The 22,114-nt window shown below is 70.1% G+C and carries 18 protein-coding genes; 12 read left to right on the forward strand and 6 right to left on the reverse strand.

Translation table 11 applies throughout. The annotated features are described in order from the left end of the window. On the forward strand, positions 1–1,325 hold a 1,325-nt coding region (glmS, locus tag BKH20_RS10140), incomplete at its 5' end, for a glutamine--fructose-6-phosphate transaminase (isomerizing) (protein WP_075390963.1). A gap of 69 nt (positions 1,326–1,394) precedes the next feature. On the opposite strand, the gene BKH20_RS10145 is transcribed toward glmS, so the two are convergent. Continuing rightward, complete coding sequence (locus BKH20_RS10145; protein WP_075390964.1) at positions 1,395–1,874, reverse strand: holo-ACP synthase; 480 nt, start codon at positions 1,872–1,874, stop codon at positions 1,395–1,397. 189 nt (positions 1,875–2,063) lie between these two features. On the opposite strand from BKH20_RS10145, the gene BKH20_RS10150 reads away from it, so the two are divergent. The 9 genes from BKH20_RS10150 (at position 2,064) to BKH20_RS10190 (ending at position 12,506) form a co-directional block, all read left to right on the forward strand. After that, positions 2,064–3,998 (forward strand): bifunctional ADP-dependent NAD(P)H-hydrate dehydratase/NAD(P)H-hydrate epimerase, encoded by a 1,935-nt coding sequence (locus BKH20_RS10150; RefSeq protein WP_075390965.1) that lies wholly within the window; start codon positions 2,064–2,066, stop codon positions 3,996–3,998. Positions 3,999–4,107: 109 nt separating this feature from the next. Continuing rightward, positions 4,108–5,436, forward strand: coding sequence for an alanine racemase (gene alr / locus BKH20_RS10155; RefSeq protein ID WP_075390976.1), 1,329 nt, complete (start codon positions 4,108–4,110; stop codon positions 5,434–5,436). A gap of 80 nt (positions 5,437–5,516) precedes the next feature. Then, the gene (gene tsaE, locus BKH20_RS10160) at positions 5,517–6,155 is read left to right on the forward strand and encodes a tRNA (adenosine(37)-N6)-threonylcarbamoyltransferase complex ATPase subunit type 1 TsaE (protein ID WP_075390966.1); all 639 of its coding nucleotides are present in this window, start codon (positions 5,517–5,519) and stop codon (positions 6,153–6,155) included. Then, positions 6,152–7,201 (forward strand): hypothetical protein, encoded by a 1,050-nt coding sequence (locus tag BKH20_RS10165; protein WP_075390967.1) that lies wholly within the window; start codon positions 6,152–6,154, stop codon positions 7,199–7,201. The genes tsaE and BKH20_RS10165 overlap by 4 nt, the downstream gene beginning before the upstream one ends. A 9-nt stretch (positions 7,202–7,210) precedes the next feature. Then, complete coding sequence (tsaB, locus tag BKH20_RS10170) at positions 7,211–7,969, forward strand: tRNA (adenosine(37)-N6)-threonylcarbamoyltransferase complex dimerization subunit type 1 TsaB (RefSeq protein ID WP_075390968.1); 759 nt, start codon at positions 7,211–7,213, stop codon at positions 7,967–7,969. Between the two features lie 25 nt (positions 7,970–7,994). Then, positions 7,995–8,585, forward strand: coding sequence for a GNAT family N-acetyltransferase (locus tag BKH20_RS10175; RefSeq protein WP_075390969.1), 591 nt, complete (start codon positions 7,995–7,997; stop codon positions 8,583–8,585). 388 nt (positions 8,586–8,973) lie between these two features. Further along, entirely contained in the window at positions 8,974–9,726 is a 753-nt protein-coding gene (locus BKH20_RS10180; protein ID WP_178388589.1) for a succinate dehydrogenase cytochrome b subunit, read from the forward strand. A gap of 12 nt (positions 9,727–9,738) precedes the next feature. Further along, positions 9,739–11,739, forward strand: coding sequence for a fumarate reductase/succinate dehydrogenase flavoprotein subunit (locus BKH20_RS10185; RefSeq protein ID WP_070661373.1), 2,001 nt, complete (start codon positions 9,739–9,741; stop codon positions 11,737–11,739). Further along, positions 11,736–12,506, forward strand: coding sequence for a succinate dehydrogenase/fumarate reductase iron-sulfur subunit (locus tag BKH20_RS10190; RefSeq protein ID WP_075390971.1), 771 nt, complete (start codon positions 11,736–11,738; stop codon positions 12,504–12,506). Before BKH20_RS10185 ends, BKH20_RS10190 begins: the two co-directional genes overlap by 4 nt. A 96-nt stretch (positions 12,507–12,602) precedes the next feature. Here the strand turns inward: BKH20_RS10190 and BKH20_RS14740 are convergent, their stop codons facing one another. From BKH20_RS14740 to BKH20_RS10205, 3 genes are all read right to left on the reverse strand, one after another. Then, positions 12,603–13,151, reverse strand: a complete 549-nt coding sequence (locus tag BKH20_RS14740; RefSeq protein ID WP_256693135.1) for a hypothetical protein — start codon at positions 13,149–13,151, stop codon at positions 12,603–12,605. Between the two features lie 626 nt (positions 13,152–13,777). Then, positions 13,778–14,533 (reverse strand): HAD family hydrolase, encoded by a 756-nt coding sequence (locus BKH20_RS15065; protein ID WP_430793395.1) that lies wholly within the window; start codon positions 14,531–14,533, stop codon positions 13,778–13,780. Positions 14,534–14,581: 48 nt separating this feature from the next. Continuing rightward, positions 14,582–15,199 carry a DNA-3-methyladenine glycosylase I gene (locus BKH20_RS10205; RefSeq protein WP_075390972.1) on the reverse strand — a complete coding sequence of 206 codons (618 nt, stop codon included), beginning with the start codon at positions 15,197–15,199 and terminating at the stop codon, positions 14,582–14,584. Between the two features lie 163 nt (positions 15,200–15,362). Here BKH20_RS10205 and tsaD point away from each other — a divergent pair, with 163 nt between their 5' ends. Beyond that, positions 15,363–16,409, forward strand: a complete 1,047-nt coding sequence (gene tsaD / locus BKH20_RS10210; RefSeq protein WP_075390973.1) for a tRNA (adenosine(37)-N6)-threonylcarbamoyltransferase complex transferase subunit TsaD — start codon at positions 15,363–15,365, stop codon at positions 16,407–16,409. Between the two features lie 27 nt (positions 16,410–16,436). Here the strand turns inward: tsaD and BKH20_RS10215 are convergent, their stop codons facing one another. Further along, complete coding sequence (locus BKH20_RS10215) at positions 16,437–17,165, reverse strand: TetR/AcrR family transcriptional regulator (RefSeq protein ID WP_075390974.1); 729 nt, start codon at positions 17,163–17,165, stop codon at positions 16,437–16,439. A 120-nt stretch (positions 17,166–17,285) separates the two neighbouring features. Here BKH20_RS10215 and BKH20_RS10220 point away from each other — a divergent pair, with 120 nt between their 5' ends. Then, on the forward strand, positions 17,286–21,107 hold the full coding sequence (locus BKH20_RS10220; protein ID WP_075390975.1) for an ABC transporter ATP-binding protein: 3,822 nt from the start codon (positions 17,286–17,288) through the stop codon (positions 21,105–21,107). Between the two features lie 81 nt (positions 21,108–21,188). Here BKH20_RS10220 and BKH20_RS14100 read toward each other — a convergent pair whose 3' ends face one another. After that, the gene (locus BKH20_RS14100; protein WP_143224991.1) at positions 21,189–21,479 is read right to left on the reverse strand and encodes a hypothetical protein; all 291 of its coding nucleotides are present in this window, start codon (positions 21,477–21,479) and stop codon (positions 21,189–21,191) included. Positions 21,480–22,114: the final 635 nt, after the last annotated feature.

Genomic DNA, 22,114 nt, shown 5'->3' on the forward strand with positions numbered 1-22,114 from the left:
CCCGCCGCTCCAGCCCCCTGGTCATCGGCCTGGGTGAGGGTGAGAACTTCCTGGGCAGCGACGTGGCCGCCTTCGTCGCCTTCACCAAGAAGGCCGCCGAGGTCGACGACGACCAGGTCCTCCTGCTGACCGCCGACGCCGTCCACGTCTGGGACCAGGACGGCAAGGCCGTCGAGCCCAAGACCTGGGAGGTCTCCTGGGACGCCTCCGCCGCCGTCAAGGGCGGCTACGACACCTTCATGGACAAGGAGATCCACGAGCAGCCCACCGCCGTGGCCGACACCCTGCGCGGCCGCGTCGACGAGCGCGGTGAGCTCCAGCTCGACGAGATGCGCATCGACCCCGCCGTCCTGCGCAGCGTCGACAAGATCATCGTCATCGCCTGCGGCACCGCCGCCTACGCCGGGCACGTCGCCAAGTACGCCATCGAGCACTGGTGCCGCATCCCCGTGGAGGTCGAGCTCGCCCACGAGTTCCGCTACCGCGACCCGGTCGTCAGCGAGAAGACCCTGACCGTGGCCATCTCCCAGTCCGGCGAGACCATGGACACCATCCAGGCCGTGCGCCACGCCCGCGAGCAGGGCAGCAAGGTCCTGGCCATCGTCAACACCTACGGCTCGACCATCGCCCGCGAGGCAGACGCCGTCCTCTACACCCACGCCGGCCCGGAGGTCGCCGTGGCCTCCACCAAGGCCTTCCTCGCCCAGATCACCGCCTGCTACCTGCTGGGGCTCTACCTGGCCCAGCTGCGCGGCAACAAGTGGCCCGACGAGGTCGCCGAGTACCTGGACAACCTCGCCGCCATGCCGGACCGCATCCAGCACGTCCTGGACCACCAGGAGGCCAGGGTGCGTGAGCTGGGCACCGCGCTGGCGGACAAGTCCTCCTTCCTGTTCCTGGGCCGCCACGTCGGCTTCCCGGTGGCGCTGGAAGGGGCGCTCAAGCTCAAGGAGCTCGCCTACGTCCACGCGGAGGGCTTCGCCGCCGGCGAGCTCAAGCACGGCCCGATCGCGCTCATCGAGGAGGGGCTGCCGGTCTTCGTCATCGTGCCCACCCCGCGCCGCCCCGTCCTGCACGACAAGGTCATCTCCAACATCCAGGAGATCCGGGCCCGCGGCGCGCGCACCATCGTCATCGCGGAGGAGGGGGATACCGACGTCGAGCCCTTCGCCGACCACATCATCCGGGTGCCCGTCACCCCCACGATCCTGTGGCCGCTGCTGACCGTGGTGCCGCTGCAGATCTTCGCCGCGGCGCTGGCCGGTGCCAAGGGGCTGGACATCGACCAGCCGCGCAACCTGGCCAAGTCCGTCACCGTCGAGTAGGGCCGACGCCGAGACGTCGACTCGACCCTCAACGGCGCCGAGCCCGTATCCCGGGCTCGGCGCCCTCGTCTACAGGGCGGGGCGAAGGGACCTGATCTGCTGCTTCGTACGGGCCTGTGAGCGTTGGGAGGACAGGGCCAGGTCGTCGTCATTGTCGACGTGGTCGGCCTGGGCGACGACGAAGGCCTGGGCCATACCGCCGTCGTGCGCCAGGGAGAGGTGCCAGTGGCCGATGCCGGCCTGGCGCGCGGCCATCGCGGCCGCCCCGGTCAGGCGCAGGCGCGGCGGCGTGCCGGGCATCGAGGTCACCTCGATGTCCTGGTACTCCCACCCCTGGGGCGCGTCCAGTCCGAGCTCGGCGTAAGCCGACCCCAGGGCCTTGAGAACCGCCTCCTTGGCCGCCAGTCGCGCCCCGAGGGAGGTTGCCCGCTTCTGGCAGGCGGCCAGCTCGGCGGGGGTGAAGAGCCGCTCGCGCAGGCCGGGTACCCGGTCCATGTAGCCTTCGAGGCGGGGGATATCAACCAGATCGGTCCCTACAGCGCGGATCACTCGGCCATTGTGCCGGGTGAACGGGGACGGTGAGGGGTGAACGCGCCACCTAGTTCTAGAAAGGACAACTTCTTGCCGCCTGCCCGACGGCAGCCGACCTGGACCGGCAGCCACCGAGTGAGTCCCGTTGTATGAAACTGCCTGTCTCAAAGCCGCGTTGGAGGGGCGAGGAGAGCGGAGCGGAGGACAATGGGACGGGTGAGTGACCTCAACGACCTCCCGCGTTCCCACGACGTCACCGACCCCACCACCTGTGCCTGGCCCGCCCGGGAGATAGCCTCCGCGGAGGCCCCCGTCACCGCGGGCACCGACCGCTACATGAGAGCCGCCGCCCACGCGGTGGCCCGGGCGGCACTGCGCGAGCTGCGCCAAGGAGCCGGCACTGCGGGCACCGCGGCGGTCCCCGCCCGATCGGTTCTGGCGCCGGCATCCTCGACGAGTCCCGCGGGGACGGCGCCGACCCCCTCCTCACCGCTGTCCCCGACGACGCCGCTGGGAGGAACGGGTGGTGGAGCAGGCGCGTGCGCGAGTCCCGGATGGATCTCCGGGGCCCCGGTACTCCTCTTAGTCGGCGGCGGCCACAACGGGGCCGACACCCTCCTGGCCGGTGGCCTGCTCGCCCACAGCGGCTGCGCGGTCAGCGCCGTGCTCGCCACCGAGCACCCCCATCCCGTCGCCCTGGAGGAGGCCCGCAGCCACGGCGTCACCATCCACGGAGCCGGCTACCGCAGCGATGACGGAACCGATCAGGCCTTAGCCGAGGCCGTGGCCGCTATCGAGGCCTTCCTCGTCCGCGGCGGACTCGTCCTGGACGGGCTCACCGGCATCGGCGCCACCGGGGCGCTGCGACCCGACGCCGCCGCTCTCATCGCCCCGCTCATCGCCGCCGGAGAACCGGGGCACCGCCCGCTGCGCGTCATCGCTGTCGACCTGCCCAGCGGAACCGGAGTCGACGACGGCACGGTGAGCGGCCCGGTCCTGGCCGCCGACCTCACCGTCACCTTCACCTGCCTCAAGGGATGCCAGTGCCTGCCCCCGGCCCGCCACCTGTGCGGCGTCGTCGAGGTCGTCCCCCTCGGGCTGCCCACGCCCACGAGCCGGCCCCTGGCCCGCCACCCCGCCGACGTCGCCCTGGGCGACTACCTGAGACGAGCCCTTCGCGAGCCGGGCCCCGATGACCACAAGTACACCCGTGGCGTGGTCGGCCTGTGGGCCGGCAGCGAGACCTACCCCGGCGCCGCCGTCCTGGCCGCCAGCGGCGCCGTGCGCGCCGGCGCCGGCATGGTGCGCCTGACCGCGCCCAGGCGCGTGGAGGACCTCGTCCTGGCTGCCCGACCCGAGGTCGTCCCCGCCGCCGGACGCGCTCAGGCACTCGTCCTGGGGCCGGGCATCGACCCCGCCGACACCACCAGGGCCGATGAGGTACGAGCCATCCTCTCCTCCACCCTGGCACCCTCCGGCGGAGGCAGGCAGGGCCACACCCGGATCCCCACCCGGATCCCCACCGTCGTCGACGCCGGCGCCCTGAGCATCCTGACCGAGCTCCTCACCGAGGAGCTGAGCTGCACGCCGCTGCACGTGCTGACCCCGCACGCCGGAGAGGCCGCCGCGCTGTTGATCGCACTGGAGGACAAGGGGGCGGCGGCGCGGGAGACCCATAGATGGAACCGCAACCGCGTCGAGGCCCACCCGGGTCTCGCCGCCCGCGAGATCTGCCGCCTCACCGGCGCCACTGTCCTGCTTAAGGGAGCTACCACCCTCATCGCCGCACCACAGCGCCCCGTGGTCAGTGTGGACAGCGGACCGGGCTGGATGGCGAGCGCCGGAAGCGGGGACGTGCTGGCCGGGATCCTCGGAGCGGTCCTGGCCGGCGCCGCAGCCCGCTGGGAGCAGGAGACGGCGCCCGCCGCCTCGGGCCCGACCTCAGTAGACGTCCTGGTCGAATCGGTGGCCGCCGGCGTCAGGCTGCATGCGCTTGCGGGGGCCTACGCCGCAGCAAGCCCGCAGGGCGCCGGGGGCACGGGGGTCGGCGGGCACCCGATCGCCGCCCTGGACATCGCCGCGGCCCTCGGCCCGGCCCGCCTCGAGCTCAACCGGTTCCAGGCGGTGCCGCCCCACCCTTGAGGTGCGGCGCCTGAAGCGGTGCCCAGCAGGCCTTCCGGCTCGAGGCGTGGGCCAGGATACAGCGGCGCCCCCGGCCACCCAGTGCGACAATCGCGCCGTGACCACCTCCATGGACTCTGCCGCAACGACCCCCTCCACCGCTCCGCGATCCGCGCTCTCCCAGTGCGCGCCACCGGCGGCGGCTACCTCGCGGGCCGTCATCGACCTGGAGGCCGTGGCCCACAACGGGCGGCGCCTGGCGCAGGTGGCGGGCGTGCCGTGGATGGCCGTGGTCAAGGCCGACGCCTATGGTCACGGGCTGGGCCCGGTCGCCCTGACCGCCCTGTCAGCGGGAGCCTCCTGGCTGGGAGTGGCCCAGCTCGCCGAGGCCCTGACGCTGCGCTGCCTGCTGGATGAGGCCGGTGTGAGCCGCCCGGTGGGGGATCCCTCCGCGCAGGCCCCCCGGGTCCTCACCTGGCTCCTGCCCGTCATGGATCCTGCCCGGGCGGCCGCCGAGGACTCGCCCCTGCGCGCCGCCCTGGCCGCCGACCTGGACTTGTCAGTGTCCACCCTGCCCCAGCTTGAGGCCCTGTCGGCGGCGGCCCGGGCGCAGGGGAGGACGGCGCGTCTCCACCTCAAGGTCGACACCGGCATGTCGCGCGGCGGCGCCACCCCCGAGGAGCTGCCGGCCCTGGCCGCCGCGCTGAGGCGGGCCGAGGACGAGGGAACGGTCGACGTCGTCGGCCTGTGGTCCCACCTGTCGCGCGCCGACGAGCCTGCCAGCGGCTCCACCGAGGAGCACCTGGAGCGGTACCGGCAGGCCGAGCAGGTCGTCCGGGCCGCCGGCCTCAACCCGCCCATCCACCACCTGGCCGCCACCGGAGGACTCCTGTGGCACCCGCAGGCCCGTATGGACCTGGTGCGTGCAGGCATCGGCCTGTACGGGTTGAGTCCCGATCCCTCCGTGGCCACCAGCGCCGAGCTCGGGCTGCGGCCCGCCATGCGCCTGGAGTCCCCTCTGGTGCAGGTCAAGCGCATCGAGGCCGGGCAGGCCGTCTCCTATGGGGGGACCTGGAGCGCCCCCACCGACCGCTGGGTGGGGCTCGTGCCCCTGGGGTACTCCGACGGCGTCCCCCGCGCTGCCAGCTCCACCGGCCCCGTGGGAGTCGGCAGCATCATGACCACCATCGTGGGGCGGGTGTGCATGGACCAGGTGGTCGTCGACCTCGGCCCGGCCGTGGACGAGACCGGAGCGCCCCTGCCGGCACCGGCCCAGGTCGGTGAGACCGCCGTGCTCTGGGGAGACCCCCAGGACTCAGATCAGGAGGCCGTCCCCACCGCGGATGACTGGGCGCAGGCCTGCGGCACCATCAACTACGAGATCGTGACCCGGTTGGGAGCTCGTGTCCCGCGCTGCTACGTCGGGGAGCCCGGCACTGGCGACTACTCTCGACCCTAGACGGCAGACGTCGGATATCGCCGGTCCCCATCAGGCCGGCCGGTTCCACCATCGGACCCATGCACGGATGAGGAGGGAATATGAGCACAGCGCCGCACACACCGCAGACCGCCCCTGGGATCACCATTGCCACCGGCAACGCCGACGAGACCCGGGCACTGGGTGCCCGCCTGGCCCGCCTGCTGCGCGCCGGCGACCTCGTCATGCTCTCCGGCGGGCTGGGGGCCGGCAAGACCACGCTCGCTCAGGGCGTCGGTGCGGCCCTGGGGGTGCGCGGCCGGGTCTCCTCACCCACCTTCATCATCGCCCGCGTGCACCCCTCCGTCTCCGGCGGCCCCGACCTCATCCACGTTGACGCCTACCGGATCGCCTCTCTGGAGGAGATTGACGCCCTCGACCTGGACTCCTCCCTGGACCGCGCCGTCACCCTGGTCGAGTGGGGCGAGGAGAAGGTGGAGGCCCTGAGCCCCGACCGCCTGGAGATCCAGGTGCTGCGCCCCCACGGAGCCGTGCGCGCCGGGCGCCCGCAGCCCGACGACGCCCCCGCCGGGGCAGAGTCTCCCGCCGGCTCGGTGACGGGGGAGCCGGTCGTGGACCTCGGCGAGGTCGACGACGGCAACCGGACGATCATCGTGCGCGCCGTCGGTGCGCGCTGGGCCGACGTCGACCTGAACCCCCTGGCCGCAGAGGCCTCCTGCCAGCCTGGAGCGCCGCTGTGAACACTCCCGCCACCGTGGCACCGCTCCGCAACGCCACCCCGATCCGGCCCGCCCAGTGCTCCCGACGTCCCCGGCACCTGCTCTTGTCCGCTGCGGCGGCGGCGCTCCTGGGCGTCTGCCTCCTGACCCCGGCGCCGGTCCGGGCCGCTGCCGACACCGACCCCCACCTCACGGCGATCACGTCGGCCGGCGGCGTGGCGGGTGTCTCGACCGACGCTGACTCGCGTGACGAGGCCAAGGCGCTCATGGAGAGCGAGTGCGTCGCTCAGGTACGTCAGAGCACCGGTGAGCAGGGCGAGATCACGGTGGGCGATCCGCGCAGCGTCTACACCTGGGCCTCCGGCTTCCTTGACGGCTCCCAGCCCACCGCGCAACCCGTCGACACCGGCGACTGGGCCGCGACCGTCTCCTCGGGCGGCAAGCCGGTCGGTCTTCTCGAGGTGGTCCATGACAAGGGGCACGCTACCTGCACCCCCGTGTTCGACGACGACCTGGCCACCGACGTCGACCAGATGGGCGAGGCCCACCTCGTCCACGACCGCAACGCCAACGCCTGGTACTCGCTGAGCGGCACCACGGTGACGGCGATGGGGGAGGCCGCCACCCGGCGCCTGGCCGGTCCCATCGATCTGCGCGACTACGGAGAGATCCTGCGTGAGCGCGCCGGGTCCAAGCCCAAGACCTCCGCCGCTCAGGGCGAGGAGCGCTCCACCACGGGGGGCTGGGCGATCTGGGGGCCGGTCCTGGCGGTCGTCGTCGTCGGGATCCTCACCGTCATCATCACGGTCCGTCACGAGCGCAAGGTGACCGCCCCGCTACGCCAGGCCCGCAACCGCGCCGACATGGCCGAGCGCGCTGACCGGCTCAGCCGGGACGAGTCCGACACCCAGGGCGCCGCAGTGCGGCGGGGCATCCCCCGCGCCGCCATCGACCTGTCCCTTCTGGGGGACGGGGCTGAGGATGACGCCGACGCGACCGTCGGTGAGACCCTGGGGGACACGATCCCCGAGAGCCGCGTCAACCTGCCACGAGACCCGAAGGCATAGGCTGGTCCGGTGCGAATCCTCTCCATCGACTCCTCCCTGGGGACTCAGCTCGCGGTCGTCGATGCCGCCCCCTCGGCCGCCGGTGCGCGCGCCCTGCAGGTGCTGAGCCAGGACGAACAGGCCGATACCCGCCGTCACGCCGAGTCCCTCGGGCAGATGCTCTCTGAGGCTCTGTCGGTTCCCGAGGTGGCCGAGCGTCCGCTGGACGCCGTGGTCGCCGCCACCGGACCGGCCCCCTTCACCGGACTGCGGGCCGGACTGGTGACGGCCGGGGTCGTCGGGCGCACCCGGAGCGTCCCCGTCCACGGAGTCTCCAGCCTCGACGCCGTCGCCCGCCGCGCCCTGGATGAGCTCGGAGCCCACGAGGGACGCAAGGATCCGGTCGTCCTGGTCGCCACCGACGCCCGCAGGCGCGAGGTCTACACGGCACTCTTCCGCGCCAACGGTCCCGACGACGTCACCCGCCTGACCGAGATCAGCGTCTGCCCCCCGGCCCAGGTCGCCCAGCGCCTCGCCGAGCAGGCCCCGGGGCGGGCCGGAGAAGGCGGAGACGTCGACGCCGTGGCCGGCTCCGGCGCCGCCCTCTACCCCGAGCTGGCGGAGATGTCCTCCTGCCACGAGGCCCTGGCCCCTATCTCCGGTGACGCCCTCACCCAGGTGCGCATCGCCCTGGCCCGCCTCGAGCGCGGCGAGGAGCTGAGCACGCAGCCGCTCTACCTGCGCCACGCCGACGTGCAGATGCCCACCGCCCGCAAGCGCGTGCGCTGACCCCGGGGCCACGAAAGACACTGAGATGCCCGAGGTGACGGGAGCGGGCCGGGCCCCCAGGCTGCGGGAGATGGCGGCGAGGGACCTGGAGACCATCGCCCGTCTCGAGAGCGAGCTCTTCGGGGCCGAGGCCTGGAGCAGAGAACTGCTGGCCGCCGAGCTGGCGGCCTCCCAGGGGCCTGGGGCGGACCGCCGCTACATCGTCGTCGAGTCCGATGAGAGCGATGATGACGCCGCGGATCGCGCCGCCGGGGCCGGGCCGCACGGGCCACGGCTCCTGGGCTATGCCGGGCTCTATCACGCAGGCGGGCTGACCAGCGCGGATCTGCTGACCATCGCTACCGTCCCGGCCGCGCGCGGGCGAGGGATCGCCTCCCTCATGCTCACCGAGCTCGTCTCCACCGCCCGAGAGGTGAGCTGCCCCGATGTCCTGCTGGAGGTGCGTCAGTCCAACGAGGCCGCCCAGCGGCTCTACGCCAGGCACGGGTTCGTTCCCATCGGCCGGCGCCGCCGCTACTACCAGGCACCGCCGGAGGACGCCGTGGTCATGCGGCTGACTCTGCGCCCGCGCCCGGGACCGGTGGGGGCCGAGGCCGGTGATCCGAGCCCGCCCTGAGCCCGAGGGCCAGCCCATCCGGGGGCAAGCCCCGGTGTCCGACTGGACGGATTGCGCCGGGACCGAAGAAGCAGATGGGTCCGCAGCGACCGGAGATAAACACGGACCGCGGGGAGAGAAGCGGTAGGTGTCGGCCACTTCACAGATTTGTCTGACACCCCCGTGACGAAAAGGCGGCCCCAGATGTCGGTGTCAGCATATTCCGCGGCGTTGAATGACGAATCGAGATTCGATGAGATCCCCGCGATTCTGCGGATCGTCACAGCAACTGCGCTGGTAGGGGCCCAGGCGGGACCAACGGGACCTGGTGCCCGGCTAGCCTTCTGCCGTGGCCAAATCATCTGCTCCTTCCCTGAAGAGGCGGACCGCCTTCTCCACGACCGTCTTCATGAAGCGCATGATGGCGATCTCGGGACTGGTGTTCCTGTTCTTCGTCCTCTTCCACGCCTACGGCAACCTGCACTACTTCGAGGGTGAGGTCGCCTACGATCACTACGCCGTGTTCCTGCGAGCGCTGCTGGTGCCGATCATGCCCTACGGCGGTGTCCTGTGGATCCTCCGCCTGGCTCTCATCGCCTGCCTCCTGGCTCACGCCGGCAGCGCCTTCAGCCTGTGGGCGCGCAACAAGCGGGCCCGCGGCAACGACAAGTACGCCGTCAAGAAGCCCGGCGCCGAGTACTTCGCCTCCCGCTACGCCATGCGCACCATGCGGTGGGGCGGCGTCATCCTCCTGCTGTTCATCATCTGGCACCTCCTGCAGTACACCACCCTGTCACTGACGCCGGGAGGGAAGTACGTGCACGGGCGGGCCTACCTCAACATGTACTACGGCTTCCAGCTGTGGTGGGTGTGGCTCATCTACGCTGTCGCGCTGGCCGCCCTGTGCCTGCACGTGTGGCACGGCGTGTGGTCCGCCCTGCAGACGCTGGGGGCGGTGCGAGGAAACACCATCCCCTTCATTCGGCTGATCGCCTTCGTGCTGGCCTTCGCGCTGTTCGTCGCCTTCATGGCTGTTCCGACGGCGATCCTCTTCGGCTATGTCGATGCCCCCATGGCCGCTGGCGACTACTATCCGCAGTTCTGTGACGCGATCGGCTCCTCCGCCGAGCACTTCGCCGAGTGTGCTACGGCGACCCACTGAGAGTGAACGACTATGACTGAACTCATCGACGGCCTGTACTACGAGGGCGAGAAGATCGCCGACACCAAGGCCCCCCACTCCGTCCCGATCGACCGGCGCTGGGAGCAGCGCAAGTTCGAGGCCAAGCTGGTCAACCCCGCCAACCGCCGCAAGCTGGACATCATCGTCGTCGGCTCCGGCCTGGCCGGCGGCGCCGCGGCCGCCTCCCTGGGCGAGCAGGGCTACAACGTCAAGGTCTTCTTCTACCAGGACTCGGCTCGCCGGGCGCACTCCATCGCCGCCCAGGGCGGTATCAACGCCGCGAAGAACTACCGCAACGACGGGGACTCCGTCTACCGGCTCTTCTACGACACGGTCAAGGGCGGTGACTACCGCGCCCGCGAGGACAACGTCTACCGCCTGGCAGAGGTCAGCGCCAACATCATCGACCAGTGCGTGGCCCAGGGCGTGCCCTTCGCCCGCGAGTACGGTGGCCTGCTGGACAACCGCTCCTTCGGTGGCGTGCAGGTCTCCCGTACCTTCTACGCCCGCGGCCAGACCGGCCAGCAGCTCCTCATCGGCGCCTACCAGGCCCTCGAGCGCCAGGTGCACGCCGGCACGGTCAAGGAGTTCCGTCGCCACGAGATGGTCGAGCTCATCATCGTCGACGGCCGTGCCCGGGGCATCGTCACCCGTGACATGGTCACCGGGAAGATCGAGACCCACCTTGCCGACGCCGTCGTCCTGGCCAGCGGCGGCTACGGCAACGTGTTCTTCCTGTCGACCAACGCCATGGGCTGCAACGCCACTGCCATCTGGCGCGCGCACCGCAAGGGCGCCTACTTCGCCAACCCCTGCTACACGCAGATCCACCCCACCTGCATCCCGCAGTCCGGGGACTTCCAGTCCAAGCTCACCCTCATGAGTGAGTCCCTGCGCAACGACGGACGCATCTGGGTGCCCAAGAAGGCCGAGGACTGCGACAAGGACCCGCGCGACATCCCCGAGGAGGCGCGCGACTACTACCTCGAGCGCATCTACCCGGCCTTCGGCAACCTCGTGCCGCGTGACATCGCCTCCCGCCAGGCCAAGAACATGTGCGACGAGGGTCGCGGCGTGGGACCGGCCATCAAGGAGCGCGACGCCGACGGCAACGAGCGGATGATGCGTCGCGGCGTCTACCTGGACTTTTCCGAGGCCATCAGCCGCCTGGGCAAGGACGCCGTCTCCGCCCGCTACGGCAACCTGTTCGAGATGTACCAGCGCATCACCGGGGACGACCCCTACGAGGTCCCCATGCGCATCTACCCCGCCGTGCACTACACGATGGGTGGCCTGTGGGTGGACTACGACCTGGAGTCCAACGTCCCGGGCCTCTACATCGCCGGAGAGGCCAACTTCTCCGACCACGGCGCCAACCGCCTGGGCGCCTCCGCCCTCATGCAGGGCCTGGCCGACGGCTACTTCGTCCTGCCTGACACCATGAACGACTACCTGGCGGACATGCTGCGCCTGGGCAAGGTCGACCCCAACGCCCCGGAGATCGCCGAGGCCAAGCGCTCCGTCGAGGAGCGCGTCGCCCGCCTCATGGCCCTGCGCGGCACCCGCAGCGTGGACGACTTCCACATGGCCCTGGGCCGCATCATGTGGGAGTACTGCGGCATGGAGCGGCGCGACGCCGGACTGCGCGACGCCATCGAGCAGATCCGGGCCCTCAAGGAGGAGTTCTGGCGCGACGCCCGCATCACGGGCCAGGCCGACGAGCTCAACCAGGCCCTGGAGAAGGCCGGCCGACTGCTGGACTTCTTCGAGCTGGCCGAGCTCATGTGCATCGACGCCCTGCACCGGCGTGAGTCCTGCGGTGGCCACTTCCGGGCGGAGTCCCAGACTCCCGAGGGTGAGGCCATGCGACACGATGACGAGTTCCTCTACGTCGCCGCCTGGGAGTGGGGCGGGGAGAACCAGCCGCCGATCCTCCACAAGGAGGACCTCGTCTACAAGGACATCGAGCTCAAGCAGCGGAGTTACAAGTGAACATCAAGCTCAAGATCTGGCGCCAGAAGAACCAGGACTCGAAGGGCCACTTCGAGGAGTACGCCATGAGCGGGATCGAGGAGCACATGAGCTTCCTCGAGGTCCTCGACCTGCTCAACGAGCAGCTCTTCGCCGAGGGCAAGGAGCCGGTGGCCTTCGACTCCGACTGCCGCGAGGGCATCTGCGGTCAGTGCGGTGTGGTCATCAACGGGCAGGCCCACGGGCCCATCCGCTCTACCACCTGCCAGCTGCACATGCGCCACCTGGCGGAGGACCCCTCCTTCAAGGACGGTTCCACCATCACGATCGAACCGTGGCGCTCCACCGGCTTCCCGGTGCTGCGCGACCTCATCGTGGACCGCTCCGCCCTGGACCGCATCGTCCAGGCCGGCGGCTACATCTCGGTCAACACCGGTGGGGCCCCGGAGGCTCATTCGATGCCCGTGCAGAAGGAGAAGGCCGATGCCGCCTTCGAGGCGGCCGCCTGCATCGGCTGCGGCGCCTGCGTGGCGGCGTGCCCCAACGCCTCGGCCATGCTGTTCACCGGCGCGAAGATCTCGCACCTGGGCCTGCTTCCGCAGGGCCAGCCCGAGCGCCTCGCTCGCGTGGTGAGCATGCTCAACCAGCACGACGCCGAGGGCTTCGGCGGCTGCACGAACATCGGTGAGTGCGCGGCCGTGTGCCCCAAGTCGGTGCCGCTCGAGGTCATCTCGCGCCTCAACCGGGATCTCGGCCACGCCCTGTGGAAGGGCCAGCACGCCCACTGATCCATCTGCCTCACTCAGTACCGAGCCGGGCATTTCTCGCGTACCCCGACAGAAATTCTGTGGGGCTACGCGAGAAATGCCCGGCTCGGTGGTGTTTTACCAGCGAATGCCGGTGGGGTGGATGTTGTGGTGGGCGAGCTCGCGCAGCATGGCTGGGGCGTCGGTTGGCCAGGCGTCCTCCCAGGTCCAGCGGGCGACGTCATAGCCGGCGCGGGTGAGGGCGAGCTCGCGGCGGCGCTCGTTGAGGACGGTGTCCTCGGCGTTCTTTCCGTAGCTGTTCTTGCGGTACTTGATGCGGCCGTCGAACTCGCCGACCACCCTGGCGTGGGGCCATAGGAAGTCGAGGCGGTAGGTGTAGTCGTTGATGTGGGCTTTGTGCTGGAGGTCGGGGTGGGGCAGGGTGGCCTGCCACATGCGTACGCGGGAGAGGGACTCGCCGGGGGACTCGGAGCGGGCGTCGGTCAGGTGGGTGGCGGTGCGGGCGCTGCGGATGCCGCGGGCGCCGGTGGCCAGGTGGTTGACGGCGTTGGTCAGCTCGGCGCGGGTGCACAGGTGGGCGGCCAGGGCGGCGTCCATGGCGCACACGCCCTGGGTGAGCCCGCCCCACCGGGCCAGATCAACGACCGTGTCAGAGACGTTGGACACCAAGACTCCTCTGACCGTTTCCAACGCACCGAGCCCGGTTCTCTCCCGACGTTGCAGAAGAGCGGTGCTCGATCGATCCGTGCGACGCCCGAGGCACTGGACCCGCCTCGGGATGCGGCCCACCAGTGGGAGCCCGAGCCACACGGCCGCCGACGCGCCAAGCAGGACCAGGTCCCCGCGGGCCTTGGCCAGTGCGGCCCGGATGAGAGTCAGATGCCGCAGGTCCGGCCTGGCCGCCGTCCACTCCTGCTGCGGGGTATAGGCCGTGGGGCGGGAGACCTTCAGCCGCTTGGCCCCGCCGTCCACTCCTGCTGCGGGGTATAGACACCAGGACCGATCCGGAACAGACCCGGCGCGGTGCACAAGTGGGAAGCCCCCGCTGAAACGGCGTCGGAGGACAGGAGGAATGACGGGGCGCTGTGAGATGGAGTTTTGGAGGCAATGCCGGTGGTCATGCCTACCAGCGTGAGGGTTGAGCTCAAGACGTGAGAACTGGCATCAGATGCTCTGTGGACTGGCGGTGTCAAAACCCGGCTGTGGAAACCGGCGCGTACCAGAATCACGCCGCCCGGCGCCCAACCGCGAAGAGGGCATTTTTCGCGTACCCCAACAGAAATTCTGTAGGGCTACGCGAAAAATGCCCGGCTCGACGCTAGTGGGTGGTGAAGGTGATCCCGGTGAAGTCCGCGATGCGGGGGACGTGCGGGTCGGCCTCGGGGACGCCGTCGCCCACGAGGAGGACCTGTGCGCCGGCGCGCCGGGCCGCGGTGTAGCCGGAGGTGGCGTCCTCCAGTACCAGACAGGAGGAGATCGGTACCCCCAGGATCTCGGCGGCCTTGAGGTAGGGCGCGGGGTCGGGTTTGCCGCGTTCGACGTCGCCGGCGGAGACAACCGCAGGGGGGAATGGGGACGCCGGCCTCCTCCATGCGCACCTGCATGAGCTCGATCGGCGCGGAGGTCACCAGGGCCAGCGGAACGCCGGCGTCGATCAAGGCTGTCATGAAGGATGCAGCGCCGGGAATCTCCGCCATGCGTCCTGCGGTTCGCACGATCTCCTCACGAGCGAGGCGCTTGTAGATGGCGTCCTGCTCATCGGCGGTCAGCTCCGGCAGGAACCGGCGGATCGTGTCGAGGCCGGTGCGGCCGGGGGAGTAGGCCATGATCTCGTCGAAGCGCTCACTCATGCCGTGGTCGTGGGCGAAGGAGCTCCACATCGACTCCACGACTGCCGAGGAGTCCACGAGCGTGCCGTCCATGTCGCACAGGACTGCCTCGGCCCGGGCCAGAGGCACCGGCTCCTCAGTGGAGCTGCCCGATGACGACAACAGCTGAACGGACACGGTGCCTCCTGAGACGAAGCCGATGGAAGAGTGAGGATACACGGACACGAGTGTGATTCAGGGCATCAACGAAGGAGGGGTGCGGTTGGGCTATGCCCACACTCCGGAGGAGCCACGGCGGTGGGAGCCGACCAGGTGCGTATCGATGATCCCGATCGCCTCCATGAGGGCGTGCATCGTCGTCGGGCCGACGAAGCGGAAACCACGGCGCTTGAGCTCGCGGGACAGGGCCGCCGACTGAGGCGACTGAGTGGGAATGTCTGAGAGCCGATGGGGTTGAGGAGTTGCCTCCGGCTGGAAGGACCACACGAGGCCCGCCAGGCCGCCGGCGACGTCGTCACTCTCCCTGAGGTGCAGCGTCGCGCGGGCATTGCCAGTGGTCGCCAGGATCTTGGCCCGGTTGCGCACGATCCGGGCATCGGCCAGCAACCGGGCCACGTCCGCCTCCCGGAAGCCCGCCACCGCCTCCGGATCGAAACCGGAGAAGGCGTCACGGAAGGCCGGACGCTTGCGCAGGATCGTGGCCCAGGACAGGCCCGACTGGAAGGCCTCCAGGCTCAGTCGCTCGAAGACTCCCCGCTCGTCGCGCACCGGCATGCCCCACTCGGTGTCGTAGTACTCGCGAAGCAAAGGGTCGGTGGCCGCCCAGACCGGCCTGGCCAGACCGTCGTCGCCCACCACCAGGTCCGGGTTGTCGGGCTCAGTCACGAGTACCTCCTCGTCGGTGACGTGTCAGGGGTGCCTGGTCGATGTCGTCCTCGGTCGGCACGTCCCAACGGTAGTCGGGGCAGTGGCCGGATAGCCTGCCGTCTGTGGACGGGACGGCAGGCGCCTGTTCGGTGTCCGTGTCGCTAGGCGATAGTCTGGGTCTGTGAGCGCCCCCCTCATTCTCGGTATCGAGTCCACCTGCGACGAGACCGGCGTGGCCCTCGTGCGCGGCCGCGAGCTCCTCGTCGACGTCACCGCCACCTCCATGGACCAGTACGCGCGCTTCGGCGGCATCATCCCCGAGGTCGCCTCACGCGCCCACCTGGAGTCCTTCCTGCCGACCCTCGACGCCGCACTGGAGAAGTCCGGCGTCGACCTGAGCGAGATCGACGCTATCGCCGTGTGCGCCGGCCCCGGACTCATCGGCTCCCTGACCGTCGGCATCTCCGCCGCCAAGGCCCTGGCCGCGAGCCTGAACCGGCCGATCTACGGCGTCAACCACGTCATCGGGCACCTGGCGGTCGATGAGCTGGTCGACGGCCCCCTGCCGGAGCGCTTCGTCGGACTCATCGTCTCCGGCGGTCACTCGAACCTCCTGAGCATCCGTAACATCGCCACCGACGTCGTCGAGCTCGGCGGCACTCTCGACGACGCCGCCGGTGAGGCCTTCGACAAGGTCGGCCGGCTCCTGGGCCTGCCCTACCCCGGCGGCCCGCACGTGGACCGGCTCTCCCAGGAGGGCGACCGCGGCGCCATCCGCTTCCCCCGGGGCCTGGCCGCGGGTAAGGACAAGGAGCGTCACCGCTACGACTTCTCCTTCTCCGGCCTCAAGACCGCCGTGGCCCGCTACGTGGAGTCCCTGGAGGACTCCGGGCAGAAGGTGCCCAGTGCCGACGTCTGCGCCGCCTTCTCCGAGGCCGTCAACGACTCCCTGACGGCCAAGGCGGTCCGGGCCTGCCTGGACACCGGCTGCGACACGCTCGTCGTCGGGGGTGGATACTCGGCCAACTCCCGGCTGCGGTCCTTGGCCGCCGAGCGCTGTGAGGAGGCCGGCATCACCCTGCGCCTGCCGCCGCTGCGCTTCTGCACCGACAACGGCGCCCAGATCGCGGCCCTGGGGTCAGCGGCCGTGCGGGCCGGCGTCGCCCCCAGCCCCATGGACTTCGCCCCGGACTCAGGGATGCCGCTGGACGTCAGCGTCGCCCACTGACGCTTCTCGACGCAGGCTCCGGTGCGTTCAGTCTGATGACTGTCCGATGTCTGCGGCCACACCCCGGATGATGATCTCGATCTTGCGGTCCAGTCCGCCTCGGTCTAGCCAGCTCTCGTTCGGAGTCAGTGCCTCGGGCAGGGCCGGTGCCCTGCTGATCGTCGCGAACCGGCTCGCCTCCTCCAGCCCCGTGGCGCCGCCCCTCCCGGCGCCTGAGGCGCTCTCTCCCGATTCGTGTCCCGGGAACGGTGCAGGCGGCTCGGGGCGACCGGCGGGGGAGCGCATGACCTCGATCTGCGCGTGCGTGGAGATGACGGTGTCGCCGACGAAGTCCAGGACCACCCCGGCCTCCTCGACCCCCAGGCCGCCGTCGACCAGGACCTGGCACGCCTGAGCCACGGGTGCGGCGAAGAGCTGGTGGGCCCACGGCACCCCCATGATGACGCCGGCCAGGCCGGGATAGCGCTCCAGCATCTCCCAGACGGCCTCGGCATGCGCCCGAACCGTGTCGGGCCAGCGCTTCCCGGGGCGGGGAACCTCGATCTGGGCGGCGATCCTCTCCAGGCAGGCGGCCAGCAGGTCCTCACGTGAGGAGATCGTGCGGTACAGGCCGGAGACCGCCACGCCCATCTGCTTGGCCGTGGCGGTCAGGGTGAATTCGGCGATGCCGATCTCGAGGGCGGCGTCGACGACGTCGTCGCGCGAGAAACCGGGTCTCGGCCCGGTTGGCCTGCCCAGTCGTGCCTGTGATGCCATGACAGCACCGTAGTGCGACTCAGCGACGGTTGCTCCTAGTTCAGCGACTAGAGTAAGGTGTGCCTTATTAAGTTCTGAAACACCTTCAGAGTTAGAGTCGACGGAAGAACGAGGCACCTGATGAGCACGCAGGCACAGCGGCTGGCGCCAGGGACGTCGCCGCAGACGGCACCGCAGTCGTCTTCGCAGTTGTCGCCGCCTTCGCCGGGCCCCGGAAGAGCCGGGGAATCGGGCGAGCAGGTGAGGAGGAGCAACGCTCAGCGCTCGCGTGAGGGGCAGGCCGCCATCGCCCGCCTCGGCGCCCCCGTGCGCACCCGCCTGCGGATCGGTCAGATCCTCGTCCTGCTCTCCGCGGTCCTGGCGGTGGCCCCCTACATCGCTCTGGTCCAGCTCGGCGACATCCTGCTGCGCGCCCACCGGGCGGGCCTGAGCCCGGATCCCCGGCAGGTGTCAGGCGCGGTCATGGTGCTCGTGAGCGCCTACTCCACCCGTCTGCTGCTGTACTTCCTGGCGCTGCTCATCACCCACCTGGCCGACCTGTCCCTGCGCGACCGCCTGCGCCGCGACATCGTTGCGCGCATCTCCCACGCCCCGCTGTCCTGGTTCACCGCTTCCACCTCCGGGCGCCTGCGCAAGGCCGTTCAGGACGACACGACTCTGGTCCACACCGTCATCGCCCACGGCCCCGTCGAGCGCCTCAACGCCATCGTCACTCCGCTGACCCTGCTGGGCTGCGCCTTCTGGATCGACTGGCGCCTGGCCCTGCTGGCCGTCTCCACACTCATCCTCTACGTGCTCACCTACTCGGTGTCCATGCGCGGCATGAACGAGAAGACCGTGGAGATGGACCGCAAGCTGGCCACCATCTCCTCGGCCATGGTCGAGTTCGTCTCCGGTATCGGCGTGGTCAAGGCCTTCGGGCGCGTGGGGCGTGCCCACTCGGCCTACCTCGCCGCCGCCGACGAGTTCTCCGCCTTCTACCGCGCCTGGGCGATGCCCCTGGTGACCGTCACCTGTCTGTCCTTCACCTGGGTCTCGATCCCCGTACTGCTCCTGGTCAACCTCGGGGGAGGGGCGCTGCTCATCCATACCGGTGCCGTCACCCTGCCCCAGGTCCTGGCCACAACCCTCGTCGCCCTGGTCCTCCCCGCCGCACTCATCACCATTGCCTCGATCTCCTGGTCCTACCAGCTGGCCGGGGCGGCGGCCCTGCGCCTGTGCGAGGTCCTCGACACCCCCGTTCTGCCCGCCACCGACCGCCCCGAGCGGCCTCGCACGGCGCTCGTCGAGATCGACCACGTCTCCTTCTCCTACGGGGACACCCTCGCCGTCGACGACGCCTGCCTGACCTTGGAGCCGGGAACCGTGACCGCGCTGCTGGGCCCCTCCGGCTCGGGCAAATCGACGTTGGCCACTCTCATCGCCCGCTTCGCCGACCCGGACGCCGGCGCCGTCCGTATCGGCGGGGTGGACCTGCGGGACATGGACGAGTCCACCCTGTACTCCACCGTCTCCTTCGTTCTCCAGGACGCTCAGCTGCTCGCCACCACTGTGCGGGAGAATATCGCCCTCGGGCGCCCCGAGGCCGACCTGGCGCAGGTGCGCGCCGCCGCCCGCGTGGCCCGCATCCACGAGGAGATCATGGCGCTGCCGCAGGGCTACGACACCGTCCTGGGGCAGGACACAGCACTGTCCGGTGGGCAGGAGCAGCGCATCGCCATCGCTCGTGCCATCCTGCTGGACACCCCCGTCATCGTGCTCGACGAGGCCACCGCCATGGCCGACCCCGAGTCCGAGGCCGAGATCCAGCAGGCCCTCAGTGCCCTGGTCAAGGATCGCACCGTCCTGGTCATCGCCCACCGGCCGGCCGCCGTGCGCGGCGCCGACTGCATTGCCGTCATGGACGGCGGACGCATCGTCGCCGCCGGCTCCCACGACGACCTGGCCGATGAGCCCCACTACCGGGCCCTGCTGCGCCAGGCCGGCGAGCTCAAGGGCACCGCGGAGGCGGACAGCCACGACACCGTGACTAGGACGGACGGCCCCGCACTCGCCGACGGTACGGCTGACGATGCGGCCGACGGCAGCGTTCTTGTACCGGTATCCTCCCACACCGATGACCGGGGCGGGAGGACCGGGACCGCGCTTCCGGTGCCCTCCACTTCCGGCGGGCCCTCCCGGCCGGCGGACTCCCTGCTGTCCCGCTTCCGCAGGCTCATGACCGACTCCTCCTGGAGACAGACCCGAGGGTGCATCGCCCTGGCGGGAGTCAACGGCGTCCTGGTGGGACTGGCGCTGCTGGTGCTGCTGCCCGCCTCAGTGGCTCTGGCGACCAGTGCCCCCCGATGGGGGCTGTCCTTCGGCGGCTGGCTCATCGTGCTGGTCGTTCTCGGTCTCGGTGCGGCCGTCTGCGACTTCCAGGGACGGCGCATGGGCATGTCGGGGGCGCTGGGCTTCATGCACGACGTCCACCACGCGGTGGGCGACCGGATCGCGCGCCTGCCCCTGCGCTGGTTCACCGCCGACTCCGCCGGCACCCTGTCCCGGGCCGTGAGCCAGGAGATGGTTGCCCTGGGGGAGTCCGCCGCCCACTTCGTGTACCTGCTCACCTCCACGACCGCTGCATGCCTGGTCGTCGGGGTCGGCTCCTGGGCCTGGGACTGGCGCCTGGGACTCCTGCTGACGCTGGCCGCGCCCCTGTTCGCCGGACTCGTGCGCCTCTCGCGCCGTCTGCTGGACCGGGGCAAGTCCATCTCCGAGCCCGCTGAGCGCGAGCTCGCCGCCCGCATCGTCGAGATCGCCCGCTGCCAGGGGGCCCTGCGATCCTGCCGGGCCGCCTCCGGCTACAGCCGCCTCACCGCCGCCTTCGACGACGGGGCCCGCGCCTCCAGACGCGCCCTGTGGTGGGAATCGGCCGGCAACCTCGTCAACGGCGCGCTGAGCCAGATCCTCGTCGTCGCCATGATCGTCCTGACCTCCTCACTGGCCGCCTCCGGCTCCATGGAGCCGCTGGCGGCCATCGCCGTCATCGGCATGTGCCTGCGCTTCACCACCATGCTCGACGACATCGGAGCAGCCGTGATGGGCGTGGAGGAGCGGCGCCAGATGATGAACCACCTGGACGCCGTCATGGACGGCGAGCTCATGGCCGAGCCGCAGGAGCCCAGCGCGCTGCCCGAGCCGGGCACGGTCGAGCTCGACGACGTCGTCTTCGGCTACCGCCCCGACGCCCCCGTCCTGACCGGGGTATCGATGAGCGTGCCCGCACGCACCATGTGCGCCATCGTGGGCCCCTCCGGCAGCGGCAAGACGACCATCGCCCGCCTCATCGCCCGCTTCTGGGACGTGGACTCGGGGGCCGTGCGAGTCGGCGGCGCCGATGTGCGCGACATGCCGACCACCCAGCTCATGGAACAGCTCTCCATGGTCTTCCAAGACGTCTACCTCTTCGACGACACCCTGGCCGCCAACATCCGCATCGGCGACCCCGCGGCCGACGACGCCCAGGTACGCTGGGCCGCGGGGCTCGCCGGCGTCACCGAGATCGTCAACCGTCTGCCCCACGGCTGGAGCACCCGCGTGGGAGAGGGCGGGCGGGCCCTGTCCGGTGGGGAGCGCCAGCGCGTCTCCATCGCTCGGGCCCTGCTCAAGCGAGCACCGATCGTGCTGCTCGATGAGGCCACCAGTGCCCTGGATGCGGAGAACGAGGCCAATATCGTTGCCGCGATGCAGGAGCTGCGGCGCACCTCGACACTCATCGTCATTGCCCACAAGCTCGAGACGATCGCAGCGGCCGACCAGGTCATCGTCCTCGACGACGCCGGGCGCATTGCCCAGCGGGGACATCACCATGAGCTCGTGTCCGTCGAGGGGCCATACCGCAGCTTCTGGGAGCAGCGCACCCGGGCCCGCGGATGGGCACTCGTGTCGAGGCAGGACTGATCGCCCCCGGAAATCACCGATCGCCGGGCGAGACTCGGGACCGTGCCGGCTCGCAATAGAAGTGGGGAACGGGTCCGGATGTCAGGCCGACTTATCAGTTATCGGCGGATTCGGCGGCTCAGGGGATCCATGGCGTCGATCCGTTCGACGATCCGCATCGCGCGGGCCCCGGTCCGCTTGCGAAGGATCCCCTCCTGCGGGGCTGACGATGGTGCGGGTGCGCGCGATGCCGGCCTCTATTCCAAGAAGAAGCAGCCCGATGACAGCAACAGCAGCGCTGACCGCACCGATCTGTGCGAGGGTTCCTCTCTGGATCGCCACTGTCACCAGGAATGCGGCGAAGCCGATCAGGGCGGTGCCGATCAGGCCCACGAGGACGCTGCACGTCATCATGAACTACCCCGGGCGCACGGTCAGGGGATTACTGACCCCGGTGATCGACTGAGGTGGAGTGCTCATTCCGCTGGCATTGAGGCTGTCAGAAGAGGGCCGAGAGGGAAATGAGGTTATGGGTGCGAATGTGGGGTGCGCTCTATCGAAGCACAATGTTTCGGAGAATTGTGGCGGCAATGAAATGATGGCTTGGAAGGTGTGTGCTACGGGCGGGGAGGAAAATGCTCTCATGTGACCCGGATACTTAATTCCGTGTTCTGTTATGATATCAGCACATGTTGTTCTCTCTTGCATTTTCCATTGTTCATTCCACGGGAGGATAAGGAGCGTTCGTGTCCACCTCTTCCGCTGCAGCGCACGTCGATCCCTCCGCCCGGGTCCTCACCGCCTCCTCGGCAGTGCTCCGAGCACAGCTCGGAGCACTGGTCATGTTCGTGGTCGTCGGGATGTGTGCTGTCTCCTCACTCCTGAGACATGTGAGTGTCATGACTTCTGAGACACTCGCTCGGACGGGAACCCGGGGCAGGCCGGTGGTCCTGAAGGCGAGGGCGGGGCCGAAGGGATGGGGCGTGACGGGGTGTCGGTGTCCACAGGGGCCTGTCCAGTTTTCTGTG

This window comes from Actinomyces oris, assembly GCF_001937445.1.
Classification (GTDB): domain Bacteria; phylum Actinomycetota; class Actinomycetes; order Actinomycetales; family Actinomycetaceae; genus Actinomyces; species Actinomyces acetigenes.